The sequence below is a fragment of the Pectobacterium jejuense genome, assembly GCF_026800125.1.
Lineage (GTDB): Bacteria > Pseudomonadota > Gammaproteobacteria > Enterobacterales > Enterobacteriaceae > Pectobacterium > Pectobacterium jejuense.
Genome location: NZ_JAPQKX010000001.1, coordinates 678,610 through 693,645, shown reverse-complemented (window position 1 = coordinate 693,645; position 15,036 = coordinate 678,610). Strand labels below are relative to the sequence as shown.

The 15,036-nt window shown below is 50.4% G+C and carries 14 protein-coding genes, 1 tRNA gene and 1 riboswitch; of the genes, 7 read left to right on the top strand and 8 right to left on the bottom strand.

Going from position 1 to position 15,036, the window contains the following annotated elements; translation table 11 throughout:
* Positions 1 to 8: 8 nt before the first annotated feature.
* The gene (locus NXT09_RS03165; protein WP_015840216.1) at positions 9 to 605 is read right to left on the bottom strand and encodes a thymidine kinase; all 597 of its coding nucleotides are present in this window, start codon (positions 603 to 605) and stop codon (positions 9 to 11) included.
* Positions 606 to 1,268: 663 nt separating this feature from the next.
* Here NXT09_RS03165 and hns point away from each other — a divergent pair.
* Positions 1,269 to 1,676 carry a histone-like nucleoid-structuring protein H-NS gene (gene hns / locus NXT09_RS03160; protein ID WP_010275331.1) on the top strand — a complete coding sequence of 136 codons (408 nt, stop codon included), beginning with the start codon at positions 1,269 to 1,271 and terminating at the stop codon, positions 1,674 to 1,676.
* A gap of 146 nt (positions 1,677 to 1,822) precedes the next feature.
* Here the strand turns inward: hns and galU are convergent, their stop codons facing one another.
* The 3 genes from galU to rssA form a co-directional block, all read right to left on the bottom strand.
* Positions 1,823 to 2,734 (bottom strand): UTP--glucose-1-phosphate uridylyltransferase GalU, encoded by a 912-nt coding sequence (gene galU, locus NXT09_RS03155; protein WP_268578834.1) that lies wholly within the window; start codon positions 2,732 to 2,734, stop codon positions 1,823 to 1,825.
* A gap of 205 nt (positions 2,735 to 2,939) precedes the next feature.
* Positions 2,940 to 3,956 carry a two-component system response regulator RssB gene (gene rssB, locus NXT09_RS03150; RefSeq protein WP_268578833.1) on the bottom strand — a complete coding sequence of 339 codons (1,017 nt, stop codon included), beginning with the start codon at positions 3,954 to 3,956 and terminating at the stop codon, positions 2,940 to 2,942.
* 118 nt (positions 3,957 to 4,074) lie between these two features.
* Positions 4,075 to 4,980 (bottom strand): patatin-like phospholipase RssA, encoded by a 906-nt coding sequence (gene rssA, locus NXT09_RS03145; RefSeq protein ID WP_205550552.1) that lies wholly within the window; start codon positions 4,978 to 4,980, stop codon positions 4,075 to 4,077.
* A gap of 132 nt (positions 4,981 to 5,112) precedes the next feature.
* On the opposite strand from rssA, the gene NXT09_RS03140 reads away from it, so the two are divergent.
* From NXT09_RS03140 to NXT09_RS03130, 3 genes are all read left to right on the top strand, one after another.
* Positions 5,113 to 5,580 carry a YchJ family protein gene (locus NXT09_RS03140; RefSeq protein WP_180774146.1) on the top strand — a complete coding sequence of 156 codons (468 nt, stop codon included), beginning with the start codon at positions 5,113 to 5,115 and terminating at the stop codon, positions 5,578 to 5,580.
* A gap of 82 nt (positions 5,581 to 5,662) precedes the next feature.
* Positions 5,663 to 6,511, top strand: a complete 849-nt coding sequence (gene purU / locus NXT09_RS03135) for a formyltetrahydrofolate deformylase (RefSeq protein ID WP_010275347.1) — start codon at positions 5,663 to 5,665, stop codon at positions 6,509 to 6,511.
* Positions 6,512 to 6,665: 154 nt separating this feature from the next.
* A tRNA-Tyr gene (locus NXT09_RS03130) sits at positions 6,666 to 6,750 on the top strand.
* Positions 6,751 to 6,934: 184 nt separating this feature from the next.
* Here the strand turns inward: NXT09_RS03130 and NXT09_RS03125 are convergent.
* A complete protein-coding gene (locus tag NXT09_RS03125) occupies positions 6,935 to 7,561 on the bottom strand; it encodes a trimeric intracellular cation channel family protein (RefSeq protein WP_039277547.1) in 627 nt (208 codons plus the stop codon).
* 21 nt (positions 7,562 to 7,582) lie between these two features.
* A riboswitch (glycine riboswitch) is annotated at positions 7,583 to 7,678 on the bottom strand.
* Between the two features lie 301 nt (positions 7,679 to 7,979).
* Here NXT09_RS03125 and xthA point away from each other — a divergent pair.
* The gene (gene xthA, locus NXT09_RS03120) at positions 7,980 to 8,786 is read left to right on the top strand and encodes an exodeoxyribonuclease III (protein WP_039286590.1); all 807 of its coding nucleotides are present in this window, start codon (positions 7,980 to 7,982) and stop codon (positions 8,784 to 8,786) included.
* A gap of 132 nt (positions 8,787 to 8,918) precedes the next feature.
* Here xthA and NXT09_RS03115 read toward each other — a convergent pair whose 3' ends face one another.
* The 3 genes from NXT09_RS03115 to NXT09_RS03105 all read right to left on the bottom strand — a co-directional run bounded on the left by NXT09_RS03115 (position 8,919) and on the right by NXT09_RS03105 (position 11,779).
* Positions 8,919 to 9,209: a YnjH family protein gene (locus tag NXT09_RS03115; RefSeq protein ID WP_095994509.1), complete on the bottom strand. Its 291-nt coding sequence runs from the start codon at positions 9,207 to 9,209 to the stop codon at positions 8,919 to 8,921.
* Entirely contained in the window at positions 9,206 to 11,131 is a 1,926-nt protein-coding gene (locus NXT09_RS03110; RefSeq protein ID WP_205550554.1) for a DNA topoisomerase III, read from the bottom strand. The genes NXT09_RS03115 and NXT09_RS03110 overlap by 4 nt, the downstream gene beginning before the upstream one ends.
* Positions 11,132 to 11,227: 96 nt before the next feature.
* Positions 11,228 to 11,779 (bottom strand): NAD(P)H nitroreductase, encoded by a 552-nt coding sequence (locus NXT09_RS03105; RefSeq protein ID WP_205550556.1) that lies wholly within the window; start codon positions 11,777 to 11,779, stop codon positions 11,228 to 11,230.
* Positions 11,780 to 12,047: 268 nt separating this feature from the next.
* Here NXT09_RS03105 and sppA point away from each other — a divergent pair, with 268 nt between their 5' ends.
* Together sppA and ansA are read left to right on the top strand one after the other, a co-directional pair.
* Positions 12,048 to 13,898 carry a signal peptide peptidase SppA gene (gene sppA / locus NXT09_RS03100; protein WP_268578832.1) on the top strand — a complete coding sequence of 617 codons (1,851 nt, stop codon included), beginning with the start codon at positions 12,048 to 12,050 and terminating at the stop codon, positions 13,896 to 13,898.
* A gap of 111 nt (positions 13,899 to 14,009) precedes the next feature.
* Positions 14,010 to 15,029, top strand: a complete 1,020-nt coding sequence (gene ansA, locus NXT09_RS03095; protein WP_039500890.1) for an asparaginase — start codon at positions 14,010 to 14,012, stop codon at positions 15,027 to 15,029.
* Positions 15,030 to 15,036: the final 7 nt, after the last annotated feature.

Here is a 15,036-nt window from a genome sequence, read left to right as displayed (position 1 = left end):
TAACCGCCTTACTCGCTTTCTTTACGGGTTAATCCCAGCGCAATTTTATAATGCTTACGGCACACGGAAACATAGCTCTCATTGCCGCCAATAACGACCTGCTCACCTTCGTGAACGGCATTACCTTGTGCATCTAACCGCAATACACAGTTGGCTTTACGGCCGCAGTGACAGACCGTTTTTAACTCAATCAGCTTATCTGCCCACGCTAATAAATAGTGACTCCCAGAAAACAAATCGCCACGAAAATCAGTACGCAACCCGTAGCACAATACCGGGATATCTAATTGGTCCACGACATCGGAAAGCTCACTCACCTGCTCACGGGTTAAAAATTGACATTCGTCAATTAATACACAATCTACGGGCTGAGCGCGGTGCTCTTTCTCCAGCAATCCAAATAACGATGTCTGCGGATTAAACAATAATGCAGGAGAAGAAAGGCCGATCCGTGAACTTACTATCCCTACGCCATGCCGATTATCTATTTCTGCAGTGAACACCAGCGTGCGCATCCCACGCTCCTGGTAGTTATATGACGACTGCAATAGCGCCGTCGATTTCCCTGCATTCATTGCAGAATAATAAAAATAAAGTTGGGCCACTCGGTTACTCCAAAAGGCAGGCTATATACTCGTAATACTTCAAGTTGCATGTACGTTGGCGACGTTTAAATACTCGGCCCGTCGTGGGACTCACCCTAAAGGGCCGCTGCTAGCAGCGTTCAAATCTGCTCCCGGCAGATTTGTCACCTGAATCACTTACCTGTGTCAGCGCATCGGGATTAAATGAGAGAAATCCTGTCTCTCTCCGGAGACCAGCCGTTGGCTGGTTAAATTCGTTCCCGACGAATTTGTCCGTCTCTTGCCGCCTGTCTGAAACTCGAATTATTTGGAGTATATGATATTCGTGTCGTAAACACTTATTGTAACAACTCGTCTTCACGCTGCGCAATGGGCTATTCCTCGGCCACATTTTGTCCATACGCCCACCAGCGACGGTCTGTTATGATAAAAGATATAAACGTTCCTTATAACAACGGCACGGCATCAATAAGTCATTCTCTGCCGTTTGAGGTAGAAAAGCGGCATACCAAATGTATTTTTTTGATAACAGGAAAGTATTTATATTTATGTAACATACGATGTGAGATCTGTTTTAAAAATGATGTTTTTTAACAAACTTACAAATTTGACTATTGCAGAAAGGAAAATAGCACTCTATTATCACACTACACGCCACCAATAATATTATTTGAGATTATCACAATGAGCGAAGCACTAAAGATTCTTAACAACATCCGTACTCTGCGTGCCCAGGCAAGAGAATGCACCCTGGATACTTTGGAAGAAATGCTGGAAAAACTGGAAGTCGTGGTTAATGAACGCCGCGAAGAAGATAGCCAGGTTCAGGCTGAAGTTGAAGAACGTGCGCGTAAATTGCAGCAATATCGCGATATGCTGATTGCAGACGGTATTGACCCTAACGAATTATTGCAGTCTTTAGGTTCAGTTAAGGTTGCAGGTAAAAGCAAGCGCGCTGCCCGCCCGGCAAAATATCAATACACTGACGAAAACGGCGAACTTAAAACCTGGACTGGCCAGGGTCGTACACCGGCAGTAATCAAGAAAGCAATCGAAGAGCAAGGTAAATCTTTAGACGATTTCCTGCTGTAATCGTTTATAAGTACTGAATACGAAAAACCCCCGATAACTATCGGGGGTTTTTCTTTGGTAACGCATATTGCAAAGAGAAAACAGATATGTCGCCATTTTTGGCTGCTCTCTGTTTTTTGTAAACAGAGAGCAATCATTACATTCTGTTATTTTTCTTCTGCTTCAATCGTTTCCTGCAGCCACTGCGCAAATTCCTGGCCTAAACCATCATGGCGTAAACCATATTCCACGAATGCCTGCATATAGCCTAATTTATTACCACAGTCATGGCTCACACCTTTAAGGTGATACGCTTCTACTGTTTCTTTTTCCATCAACATTGCGATGGCATCAGTTAACTGAATTTCATTACCTGCGCCTGGCGGTGTTTTCTCCAGCAGAGACCAAATATCCGCAGAAAGGACATAACGGCCAACGACGGCTAAATTAGACGGTGCTTCGGAAGCTTTAGGTTTTTCAACCACACCAACCATAGGTGCGCTATCCCCTGCTTTTAATTCCACGCCTTTGCAATCAACCACGCCATAGCTACTTACATTTTCAACGGGCTCAACCATAATCTGGCTATGGCCTGTCGTAGAAAAATGCTGCAACATTTCGCTCAGGTTATCTTTCTTCAGATCGGATTCATATTCATCAATAATCACATCTGGCAGAATAACCGCGACAGGTTCATCTCCGACTAACGGATGCGCGCACAATACGGCATGGCCCAGCCCTTTGGCTAACCCCTGACGCACTTGCATAATGGTGACGTGCTTAGGACAGATAGATTGAATCTCTTCCAACAGCTGACGTTTAACGCGTTTTTCCAGTATGGCTTCCAGTTCAAAACTGGTATCGAAATGGTTTTCGATAGAATTCTTAGAAGAGTGTGTAACGAGAATAATTTCATTAATCCCTGCTGCGATACACTCATTAACAACATATTGGATCAGCGGTTTATCTACCAACGGCAGCATTTCTTTAGGGATGGCTTTGGTGGCCGGCAGCATACGCGTCCCTAAGCCAGCAACCGGTATGACCGCTTTTTTTACTTTTTTATTCACAATAGACATAAACAGCCTCTTATATACCGTTCAAATAATGAACTTTATTTATCTAATCAAGATAACCGCAAGAGTATAACGACTTTAACAAGAGCACGCTTGTCCCAACGTTACCGTTCAATAAAAATAAGATAACTCCCTACATAGTAGGAAATAAAAAATAATACCGAAAGATGGGTATTACCTGAAACCAGCCCCATCTCGCGCTATCAGACTATTCTGTAGTCAACATCAGTCGTAAACGGCCGCCGCCGCCCCAGATCTGGCATTGCCATGCTTCGCACTGATAATTCAGCTGGTTGAGATAAGCGCCTTCAAGCGTGCCTAAAGGAACGCCACTATTCAACGCTATCTGCTGTTCGTTAACATTCAGCGTCGCATTTAGCCCGGCGGAAATCAGTATCAGCTGTTTTAACTGCTGATGGTAATACCCCACGAGCAAAGGAAAACGACCGTCCAGGCTCGCCTGCCGCAACAACTGGTTCACCTGCTTTAACAGCGTCGGCAGATACGGCAAACGGTGTTGTTGATCGGCCAAATGTTCCTGAAGCACCCCATTGAACAAGGTTCTAAGCAGTAACGCTGCCAGCGTCCCACTATTATTGACACCCTGAGTGACATCAAGGCAATAGAACGCTAACTCAGTATCCGAAAGCGCGGCAATATCCAGCACCAGCCCCGGTTGTTCGGCCGCCGTTAACTGACGATAGTTGACACGGCAACGAGCAAGCGTTTGCTGAACGGGCGGCTGTAGCTGAGCAAGCAGTTTGGTGACTGCTTCAGGAGATTGATTCAGGGAGTCCATGTCCTGCATGAGTTGATCCATCTCATTCAACTGTGAAGTGAACATATCGGGATACAGGCAGGACATCACGGCTTCACGCAAACGAGCATAATCACGAATCGGTTTTAGCAACACATCCTGAACACCAAGCCGCAAGACTTTGGCAATGTCCGCCATCTGGCTGGTTGCAGAAATGATCAGTATTGGCGTGTCGTTGTCTTTCAGGCGCAGACGTTCAAGGAACTCGATTCCTCCCATCGTCGGCATATTCAGATCGCAAATCATTAAATCGGGTTGGTAATGTTCAAGAGTACTCAGCGCATCTAATCCGTTAATCGCTTCCTGAACTGAAGCCCCAAGAGAAGTCAGATAACCAGCGAGCACAGATCGAAAAACGGCCTCGTCATCAATGACTAAAATATGCTTACCCGCTAGTGGTTGTTCCATCAGTACCCCTTACTTCAAACACCGAATAATCACACCTGCTTTAGCGCCAGTGTGCCGGATAGGCGGCACACCCTGTCTTCTTCACTGCATGTGCGTTAACGCTATGCAGTACGCTTCACTATGCCTCTTTCACTAGCGGCAACAATTCATCACGCATCTTTCCCACCGCCTTATAACCCGCCTCAATCGCCTCCTGCGCCCGATGAAAATCTAAGGTAGCAATCTGGGGACAATGCGGTTGCAGCAACACATCAGGCGGATCGCCCGCCATTCGCGTCATCTTCAACCGATTTTCCAGAATTTGGATCGACGTACTCATTATCTCCATCGCCGTTGGCGAACTTTCCGCTGGCTGACGACGGCCCCGCAGTAAGCGTTCCCGGATTCTGCTACGCCAACCTTGCGGAACATTCTCCACATCAATATCTGATGCCGTCGGTTTGATCGACAGCAAATCCTGATGATTAAGGCTAGCGTCGTGCTGGAGATCAACCGCGATCACGATATCGGCTCCCATTGCCCTCGCCAGAGAAACGGGGACAGGGTTAACCACCGCGCCATCCACCAGCCAGTAATCGTTAAATCGAACGGGGGATAGCAGGCCTGGCATACTGCAAGACGCACGCATAGCCTGATGCAAGTCGCCTTCCGTCAGCCAGAGCTCACGCCCAGTACTGAGGTTTGTCGTCACTACGCCGTATTTGATATCACAATCTTCAATCTGTGTTGTATGTAACAAATGCTTCACACTATTAAAGACACGATCGCCACGCAACAAACTACCGCGCTGCCAGGAGAGATCCATCAGTCGAATCACGTCCCAGTAACCAAACGCCCTCACCCAGCGATCCATCGAAGATAGATTGTTTGTGGCATACGCCGCGCCAACAAGCGCACCGATAGAACAACCCGCCACAACATCAACCTTTACCCCCATTTCGGTTAACGCATTAAACACACCAATATGCGCCCATCCTTTCGCTGCCCCTGATCCCAAGGCTATTCCAATTTTTTTCCGTTGCATGATCGATCCACCTGTCTTCATTTTAGCGCACATTGCTACCCGTAGAGCTTCTTAGGTAACATATCGGCATCCTGCATAGTGATCTGTTTATTATCTATCAGTTTTTATCTTAAATTTTCTTCAGGAGACGTCGTGTCAGAATCTTGCCCCTGTTGCAGTGGATTGCAGTATAACGCATGCTGTCAACCCTACCTCACGCATGCCGCAACAGCGGCTGAGCCCGCCATATTAATGCGATCGCGTTATACCGCCTATGTCAAACACGATGTCGATTACCTTATCGCCACCTGGCATCCCGACCTTCAGCCCGAGAAATGGCGCGAGTCCCTCGCGGAAAGTTGCCAGAATTCGCAATGGCTCGGCCTTACTATACTGGCAACTTCTCCCGGAAAAACGCCCGATGAGGGCTATGTGGAATTCGCCGCACGTTATATATCTGAAAGCGACAACCAGCGAACAGAAGTGATGCGAGAGCGCTCACGCTTCCTTCGCCAGCATAATCGCTGGTACTATATAGACGGCGTTCATTTGCAGACAGGCAGAAATGAACCTTGCCCGTGTGGTTCCGGCAAAAAATACAAAAAATGTTGCGGACAATAGAACACAGGCAGTCGCCCACGCGGCCTTATTGCTGCGTTACCATAAGATCGTTATTTTAGTTTTGGACAGGATCCACACGCTCATGCAATCCCAAAATATACAAAGAAAAGTATTACGAACCATTTGCCCCGACGCAAAAGGGCTCATCGCGAAAATTACGAATATTTGTTATAAGCACGAACTGAACATCGTGCAAAACAATGAGTTTGTCGATCATCGCACGGGTCGCTTTTTCATGCGAACCGAGTTGGAAGGGATTTTCAACGACACTACACTGTTAGCCGATCTGGATAGCGCACTTCCCGAAGGCTCTTCTCGCGAATTAACCGCCGCTGGCCGTCGTCGCATCGTCGTTCTTGTGACGAAAGAAGCCCACTGTCTGGGCGATCTGTTGATGAAAAGCGCCTACGGTGGTTTGGACGTAGAAATCTCTGCCGTTATCGGTAACCACGATACCTTGCAGACGCTGGTTGAGCGGTTTGATATTCCTTTTCATCTGGTCAGCCATGAAGGACTGACTCGCGAAGAGCACGATCAAAAGATGATCGCGCAGATCGATCAATACAAACCCGATTACGTCGTGCTGGCGAAATATATGCGAGTGCTGACACCGGCGTTTGTTCAGCACTACCCGAATCAGGTGATCAACATTCACCATTCGTTCTTACCCGCCTTTATCGGAGCTCGCCCGTACCATCAGGCTTATGAGCGCGGAGTAAAAATCATTGGCGCGACGGCACACTACGTCAACGATAATCTGGATGAAGGCCCGATCATCATGCAGGACGTTATTCACGTCGACCATACGTATTCTGCAGATGACATGATGCGTGCAGGTCGTGACGTTGAGAAAAATGTCCTGAGTCGTGCGCTGTATCGCGTGCTCGGACAGCGTGTTTTTGTCTACGGTAACCGCACCATTATTCTGTAATTGGTTGATCGGACATCTTTTTGTATAAGGATGCGCCGAACGGAATAAAAAAACGGCAACCGCATTTATTTTTGATATATACCGCTTTACAGGGGCGCGTCATTTGATATGATGCGCCCCGCTTGAAGCGAAAGCTTCTTGTAGCAAGGCCAGTGGTGGGGTTCCCGAGCGGCCAAAGGGAGCAGACTGTAAATCTGCCGTCACAGACTTCGAAGGTTCGAATCCTTCCCCCACCACCATTTCAAAGCAGCACCTCTGAATTATCCCCCAACACCAAAGCATCAGATTCCCATCAGGGGAAGGTGAGAACCTTCGACCAAGGTTTGACAAAACCGGTACGGTTTTGAGCAACGCGCCGCGTTATTTCCCCACCGCCACTCGCACCAATAATCAGCGCGCTTTAGGGAATGGGGAAAAATAGCCTTACGCCTTCCCTTTCCAGCGCCCAGGAACATAAGAGAACACGGGAAGCTGCCACGACCAGCGGATTGCTGCCAGACGCACGGCCAAACCAATGCTGAATGACGCCAGCAGGTTAATATCGTGATTAACGTTAAGCGACTTTAGCCCAAGATAGAGAAGTGCGACTAAAAGCGAGACGCTGGCATACAGCTCTTTTTTCAGCACCATTGGCGTACGGTTACAGAAAATATCACGCAGTATCCCACCGAAAATTCCAGTTACGATACCCGCCATAACCACCACCGTCGTTGAATAATTCAGTTGCAGTGCGACGTTGCAGCCAATAACCGTAAAGGCAATCAGCCCCATCGCATCCAGAACCAGAAAGAGTCGGTGCAGATGATGCATGAAGCGCGCAATGATAATCGTGAAAAGACCCGCACCAATGGTGAGGTAGATATAGCCGGGATGCTGCGTCCAGCCGATGGGATAATTACCAAGGAGAATATCGCGAACGGTGCCACCGCCAAGCGCGGTGATAAAGGCAATCATGCCTACGCCAAAAATATCCATATTACGACGTCCAGCGGCCAGCGCCCCGGACATCCCCTCTGCCGTAATCGCGATCAGATAGATGTAAGTCAGCACACAAGTTATCCTGTGAAATGTGCCACTCCCTCTGTCCGCTTTACCTGAGAGTTTACGCAGCAGTGCTGCTTGCCCCTTCGGTGGGTTGCATTGCAACCTCTCTCCAGTTGGCTTCAATGGAATTCGCAGTTAGGGTAGCCTGAGCGATTATGGGAGTTTGCGCCTTCGGCGGAGCGCCATAGTATTACTGATACTATACGCCCTCTCTCCTGCGAGGTGCGGAGTATAACGGTCGACAAGCCTCGTGTTCAACTGAATATAAGTGAATCTTATTTTTAACGATTCTCATCTGCGCCAACCGTCTCTGAAGCCACAGCAATAAGCCCATCAACGCCGTTAGAAAGCACAGCCTCACCGTGACGGCATCCCTCATTTTCTGCTACCATCTGGTCACATTTTTTAGCGAATGGCAGCGAACATGAAAGTTGTATCTTTTAATATCAATGGCCTGCGGGCGCGCCCTCATCAGTTGGCCGCCATTATCGAACAACACCAGCCGGATGTGATCGGGTTGCAGGAAACCAAAGTCCACGATGACATGTTTCCGTTAGAGGATGTCAGCCAATACGGCTACCACGTTTATTACCACGGACAAAAAGGTCACTACGGCGTCGCGCTATTGTGTAAAACGCAGCCGATTGCGGTTCGTCGCGGTTTCCCAACGGATGAAGACGATGCGCAGCGCCGGATCATCATGGCAGACTTTGCCACCGAGCATGGCACGCTTACGGTCGTTAACGGGTATTTCCCACAGGGAGAAAGCCGCGACCATCCGGTGAAATTCCCCGCGAAGACGCGCTTTTATCAGGACCTACAAACCTATCTGGAACAGCACCACAGCGCGACACAACCGCTGATTGTGATGGGTGATGTCAATATTAGCCCTACCGATCTGGATATCGGCATCGGCGAAGAGAACCGTAAGCGCTGGTTGCGTACCGGTAAATGTTCTTTCCTGCCGGAAGAGCGTGAATGGATGGCACGTTTGCAAGGCTGGGGGCTTATCGACACCTTCCGTGCCGCGAATCCAGACAGCAACGATCGTTTTTCGTGGTTTGATTACCGTTCTGCCGGGTTCGATGACAACCGCGGCCTGCGTATTGACCTGATTCTTGCCAGTACGTTCCTGGCCGAACGCTGCGTCGCTACCGGTATTGATTACGATATCCGAGGGATGGAAAAACCGTCTGACCATGCACCGATCTGGGCGCAATTTTCGTTGTAGAAACTTTCGTTGCAGAAATAGTACGTTGTAAAAGATCGTACGTAGTAAAAATAACATCACCGCTGTGCATCAAAGCCACAGCGGTGATTAAAATTCGCAGAAATATTAATCGTAGAGCTTTTTAACGCACGATTATTGCTTAACCAACTGCCATATCAGGTTATTCGTTCCCAGCGTTTGCTTGTCGCGCACGCATTGCAGAATCACCCCTTCGACCTTTACCACCGCGCCCTCAGAATAGTTCCGGTTTTCATACACGCAGCAGCGCAGGCAGTTGTTACTTTGCTCACGCACCGCGGTCCCAGCGCCCCACACTTCCGGAGGAACGGGAACAACAATATCCGTTCCGCCACGATTAGCCTGTGCCAGCGTAGGCAGTACCAGCATCACACTGGCGAAACACAAAGACACTAACGATTTCATTGCTCCTGCTCCTTCGCTTTTTTAGTCTGAGGCTTACGCCGTTTTGAAGCACCTGACGGCGGCGCTGAAAGCCCTTTAAACGCTCTCACCGCACCGTTCTGTTTCGCTTGCTGAATCAGCTCCTGCAAGGAGTGGGTCAACGGTTGCATAAAATCCTGATAGCGACATTTCTTCTCGCTGATTTGCGTCAACGTGGCTTCCCAATGTGCGGTCATGTCAGGATGCGCCGCGCTCGCAGGCAGTGAGTGAATCAACGCCCGCCCCGCTTCACTCGCGTGAATATAGCGGGCTTTCTTAAACAGAAATGTCCGTTTAAACAACAACTCGATAATACCCGCGCGCGTCGCCTCGGTTCCTAACCCATCGGTCGCCCGCAGGATTTTCTTTAGTTCTTTATCCTGCACAAAACGCGCGATGCCCGTCATCGCCGATAACAGCGTGGCATCGGTAAACGGCCGCGGCGGCTGTGTTTGGCGCTCAACGACCTCGCCGCGTTCGCACAGTAACTCATCGCCTTTTGCCACCACAGGCAACGGCATGCCTTCGTTTTCTTCGTCCCGCTCTTTGCCGCCTAACAACGTGCGCCACCCGGCTTCGGCCAGGAACCGCGCTTTGGCAATAAATTTACCACCCGCGATATCCAGTTCAATGACACACTTGCGAAACACGGCGTCCGGGCAGAACTGCATGATGTACTGCCGCGCGACTAAACCATAGACCTTGCGCTCATTCTCCGTCAGCGAGGCACTTGCACTGCGGGCGGTGGGAATAATCGCGTGGTGAGCATCGACCTTACCATCGTCCCAGCAGCGATTACGTCGATCCACATCCATTACCGGCTGTGGCAACAGATCCGGCTGGTGTACGGATATCGCATTCAAGACGGCATGACGCCCGGCAAAATGTTCCTCTGGCAGATAGCGGCAGTCAGAACGCGGGTACGTAATCAGCTTATGGGTTTCATAGAGCTTCTGGCACACGTCCAGCACCTGCTGCGCACTCAGCCCGAAACGCTTCGCGGCTTCGATCTGTAACGTCGACAGCGAATAAGGCAACGGCGCGGTTTCTGATTCCCGCTTATCATTATAGCTGGTGACAATCGCGGGCTGGCCTTCGATACGCTTGACGACATGTTCCGCCAACGAGCGATGCAGCAATCGCCCTTCTTCATCCTGATAAGGTTCACAGGATTCGCTGGGCTGCCACATCGCGACAAAACGCTCATCGGCAGGCGTCACGATATGGGCTTTCACTTCAAAGTAATCTTTGGAAACGAAGTTTTCTATCTCTTCATCGCGTCGCACCACCAGCCCCAGCACCGGCGTTTGCACGCGGCCAACCGACAACACGCCGTCATAGCCCGCATTGCGCCCTAATATCGTATAGGCACGGGTCATGTTAATGCCGTAGAGCCAATCTGCACGGGAACGCGCCAGCGCCGACACGCACAACGGGATGAACTCTCGGTTCTCGCGAAGACGAGAAACGGCACGTTCTACCGCCTGTGGATTGAGATCGTTAACCAGGCAACGACGTACCTGCTGACGTTTTTCTTCCGGCAGGGAAAGGTATTCCAGCACCTCATCCACCAGCAGTTGTCCTTCACGATCGGGGTCTCCCGCGTGAATCACTTCGGTGGCATCATTCAGGAGCTTTTTTATGGTGTTGAGCTGCTTACTGACCGAGGGTCGCGGCTGCAACAGCCATTTCTGGGGAATGATAGGGAGATCGGCAAGCGACCAGCGAGCATAGCGCGCATCATAAACATCCGGCTGCGCCTGCTCCAGCAGGTGCCCCACGCACCACGTCACAACATCATTCTGACCGCAGGCAATAAAGCCATCGCCGCGTCGATGCGGTTTGGGTAACACGTCTGCAATCGCCCGCGCAAGGCTGGGCTTTTCGGCAATAAAAAGTCGCATTATTCACCATCAAGCAGACTGGGCATTTCCCGCGTAACTCGCGGGAAAGCACGCTGTAAAACGGGGTGGAAATCGATATTATTCAAGAGATGACGATCAGAAGTAGTGAACAAACGCGTCGGTATCAAGCGACGTAACCGTCGTCGAAGCTTTGAGCACGGGCGTCCCCAGATAGAGGAAACCGACAATTTCATCCTGCTCACGGCAGTTGAACGCTTCACGCACCAGCGAATTATGCGTCCAGGCACCGCTACGCCAGATACCGTTAAAGCCCTGCGCCAATGCCGCCATCTGCATGGCCTGAACCGCACAGCCTGCGGAGACAATTTGCTCCCAAAGCGGGACTTTCGGGTTCTCTTCACAATGCGCAACAACGGTGATAATCAGCGGTGCGCGATAAGGCGCCTGACGCGCTTTATCGATACCGGCTTCGTCCAACCCTTCCTGCTGCGCCGCACGAGTCAGTAGCGAACTAAAACGATCCAAACCGTCATTTTCGATCATAAAAAAGCGCCACGGCTTCATTGCGCCATGATCCGGCGCACGCATACCGGCGTGGATAATGTTATTCAATGCGTCACCCGTCGGTGCTGGCGCGGTCAGGCGCGAGGCCGAACGACGATTCAATAGCAATTCAAGAGCATCCATCGCACATCTCCTGTCTGGCAATATAATTTCTGCGGTACAACCCATTTCTACGGTAGAAACGACTGAACGGCAACGTTGCGCGCCACGTTAGCACAAGTAGAAGTTTTGTTACAAGATAACCCCGACAGGGCGCGCTTCTGCGGCGATTTAATGCTGACTTTTTACTGTCCGCTCATTAGGATACTATCACTCCTTGTGCTTCATCACTTGCCAGAGGGCGAGTTGAAGGACGTAGGGCACACGCTGTTTACCCGTTCATGGAGATATCATGCGCACATTGTGGCGAATTTTTAGCGGATTTTTTAAGTGGACATGGCGTCTGCTTAATTTTATCAGAGAATTTATTCTCAATATTTTCCTTATTGCTCTGATTTTAGTTGGTGTTGGGATCTACTCACAGGTAAAAACGACGCCTGAAGAAGCCACGAAAGGTGCGCTGCTGGTCGATTTAACGGGCGTGGTTGTTGATCAACCCACCGTTAACAACAAACTGCGTCAATTAGGACGTGAATTCTTCGGCGCATCGAACAACCGTCGCCAGGAGAACTCACTGTTCGATATTGTCGACAGTATTCGTCAGGCAAAGAGTGACGACAACATCACGGGAATGGTGCTGGATCTCAGCGACTTTACCGGTGCCGACCAACCGTCTCTGCAATATATCGGCAAGGCGCTGCGCGAATTCCGCGATAGCGGCAAACCCATTTATGCAGTCGGCGACAGCTATAACCAGTCTCAATACTATTTGGCCAGTTTTGCCAATACAGTGTCATTGACGCCACAAGGCAGTGTTGATCTGCACGGTTTCGCGACCAACAATCTCTACTTCAAGTCCATGTTGGACAAGCTGAAAGTGACCACCAATATCTTCCGTGTGGGAACCTATAAATCAGCCGTTGAACCGTATCTGCGTGACGATATGTCACCGGCTGCACGCGATGCCGATGGCCGTTGGATCAATGCCCTGTGGCAGCAGTATTTAAATACTGTTTCTGCTAACCGCCAGATTACACCTCAGCAGCTCTTCCCTGGCGCAACCAGTATCCTTGCAGGCCTGCAGGCCGTTCAGGGCGACACCGCGCGCTATGCGCTGGATAACAAGCTGGTCGACGAAGTGGCATCACGTTCCGTGACCGAGCAATCGCTGGTTAAAGCGTTCGGCTGGAATAGCCAGAAGAACAACTTTAATTTCATCAGCATTTACGACTACACCATCAAACCGCCGGTGCAAAACAACAACCAGATCGCGGTTGTGTTTGCCAATGGCGCAATCATTGATGGCCCGGAAACGCCGGGAATGGTCGGTGGTGATACCACTGCGGCACAAATCCGCGCCGCGCGCCTCGATCCTAAAGTCAAAGCGCTGGTACTGCGCGTCAATAGCCCTGGCGGTAGTGTCACCGCATCGGAGTTGATTCGCTCAGAATTGATGGCGCTCCGTTTGGCAGGTAAACCGATCGTGGTATCCATGGGCGGTATGGCGGCATCGGGCGGCTACTGGATCTCAACGCCAGCGAACGCAATCATCTCCAGCGCCAGTACGCTGACAGGTTCTATCGGTATTTTTGGCGTGATAACCACGTTCGAAGATTCGCTGGAAAACCTTGGCGTCCATACGGATGGCGTTGCCACCTCGCCACTGGCCGATCTGTCGATCACGAAATCACTGCCGCCTGAATTCTCGCAGATGATGCAGTTAAGCATCGAACGCGGTTATAAGAACTTCATCGATATCGTGGCGCAGGCTCGTAAGAAAACGCCTGAGCAAATCGATCAGATCGCGCAAGGTCACGTCTGGATCGGTAGCGACGCGAAAGAAAATGGTTTGGTCGATCAGATCGGTGATTTTGATGATGCCGTGAAGAAAGCGGCCGAGCTGGCAAAACTGGGACAGTATCAGTTGAACTGGTATGCCGAACAGCCAGGTTTGCTCGACACGATGCTGAATCAGGTGAACGCGTCCGTTTATGCCCTGCTGCCCGTTGCCGTCCAGTCTATGTTGCCAGCTCCGGTCGCACAGCTGGCGGAAGCCATGCGGTCACAGCCGTCCATCATGAATAACCTGAACGACCCGCAGAACCGGTACGCATTTTGCCTTAACTGCGGAGAAGTCCGGTAGCGTTTAGATAGACCTCAAGTCTAGCCCGGTAGTAATAGTCATTACTTATGATGATATTATCGGGCTACTTTTCCCTCTATAATTCTCGGTTTAACCCTGACTCACACCACCATGCGAAAGAAATCCATTTATGTCGCCTATACGGGCGGCACCATCGGCATGCAGCGCTCTGCTAATGGCTACGTCCCGGTATCCGGTCATTTACAGCAGCAGTTGGCAAAAATGCCGGAATTCCACCGCGAAGAAATGCCGTCGTTCACGATTCATGAATATGACCCGCTGATCGACTCGTCTGATATGACGCCAGCGGATTGGCAATCCATCGCGGACGATATTCAAAACCATTACGATGACTACGATGGTTTCGTGATTCTGCATGGTACTGACACGATGGCGTTCACCGCATCCGCACTCTCGTTTATGCTGGAAAATCTTGCTAAGCCGGTTATCGTGACAGGGTCACAAATTCCGCTAGCGGAATTACGCTCGGACGGACAGACCAACCTGCTGAACGCGCTGTACGTTGCGGCTAATCATCCGATTAATGAAGTCGCCCTCTTCTTCAATAACAAACTGCTGCGCGGTAACCGCACCACCAAAGCCCATGCGGATGGCTTTGATGCTTTTGCCTCCCCCAATTATCCGCCGCTGTTGGAAGCCGGTATCCATATTCGTCGGCTGGCGCCGACCGTGGAATGTAACAACTGTCCGCCGCTGAAAGTGCATCACATTACACCGCAGCCTATCGGGGTGATTACGATTTATCCCGGCATTTCTGCCGATGTCATCAGCAATTTCCTCCGTCAGCCGGTGAAAGCGCTTATCCTGCGTTCCTACGGCGTTGGCAACGCGCCGCAAAGCCCCGGACTATTGCACGAATTACGTGAAGCCTCCGCACGCGGTATTGTGGTCGTCAACCTGACACAGTGTATTTCTGGGCGCGTAAACATGGGCGGTTATGCGACGGGCAATGCGCTGGCGCATGCGGGCGTTATCAGCGGCTTTGACATGACCGTCGAAGCCGCATTGACCAAGCTGCATTACTTACTTAGCCAGCAAGACCTAAGCGCTGATGACATTCGCCAGTTGATGCAGCAAAACCTGCACGGGGAATTGAGCGATAAAGATTGAGTTAATC

Coding starts and splice junctions, on each gene's coding strand:
- hns (WP_010275331.1), top strand. CDS start 1,269: ATGAGCGAAGCACTAAAGATTCTTAACAACATCCGTACTCTGCGTGCC.
- galU (WP_268578834.1), bottom strand. CDS start 2,734: ATGTCTATTGTGAATAAAAAAGTAAAAAAAGCGGTCATACCGGTTGCT.
- rssB (WP_268578833.1), bottom strand. CDS start 3,956: ATGGAACAACCACTAGCGGGTAAGCATATTTTAGTCATTGATGACGAG.
- rssA (WP_205550552.1), bottom strand. CDS start 4,980: ATGCAACGGAAAAAAATTGGAATAGCCTTGGGATCAGGGGCAGCGAAA.
- purU (WP_010275347.1), top strand. CDS start 5,663: ATGCAATCCCAAAATATACAAAGAAAAGTATTACGAACCATTTGCCCC.
- xthA (WP_039286590.1), top strand. CDS start 7,980: ATGAAAGTTGTATCTTTTAATATCAATGGCCTGCGGGCGCGCCCTCAT.
- NXT09_RS03115 (WP_095994509.1), bottom strand. CDS start 9,209: ATGAAATCGTTAGTGTCTTTGTGTTTCGCCAGTGTGATGCTGGTACTG.
- NXT09_RS03110 (WP_205550554.1), bottom strand. CDS start 11,131: ATGCGACTTTTTATTGCCGAAAAGCCCAGCCTTGCGCGGGCGATTGCA.
- NXT09_RS03105 (WP_205550556.1), bottom strand. CDS start 11,779: ATGGATGCTCTTGAATTGCTATTGAATCGTCGTTCGGCCTCGCGCCTG.
- sppA (WP_268578832.1), top strand. CDS start 12,048: ATGCGCACATTGTGGCGAATTTTTAGCGGATTTTTTAAGTGGACATGG.
- ansA (WP_039500890.1), top strand. CDS start 14,010: ATGCGAAAGAAATCCATTTATGTCGCCTATACGGGCGGCACCATCGGC.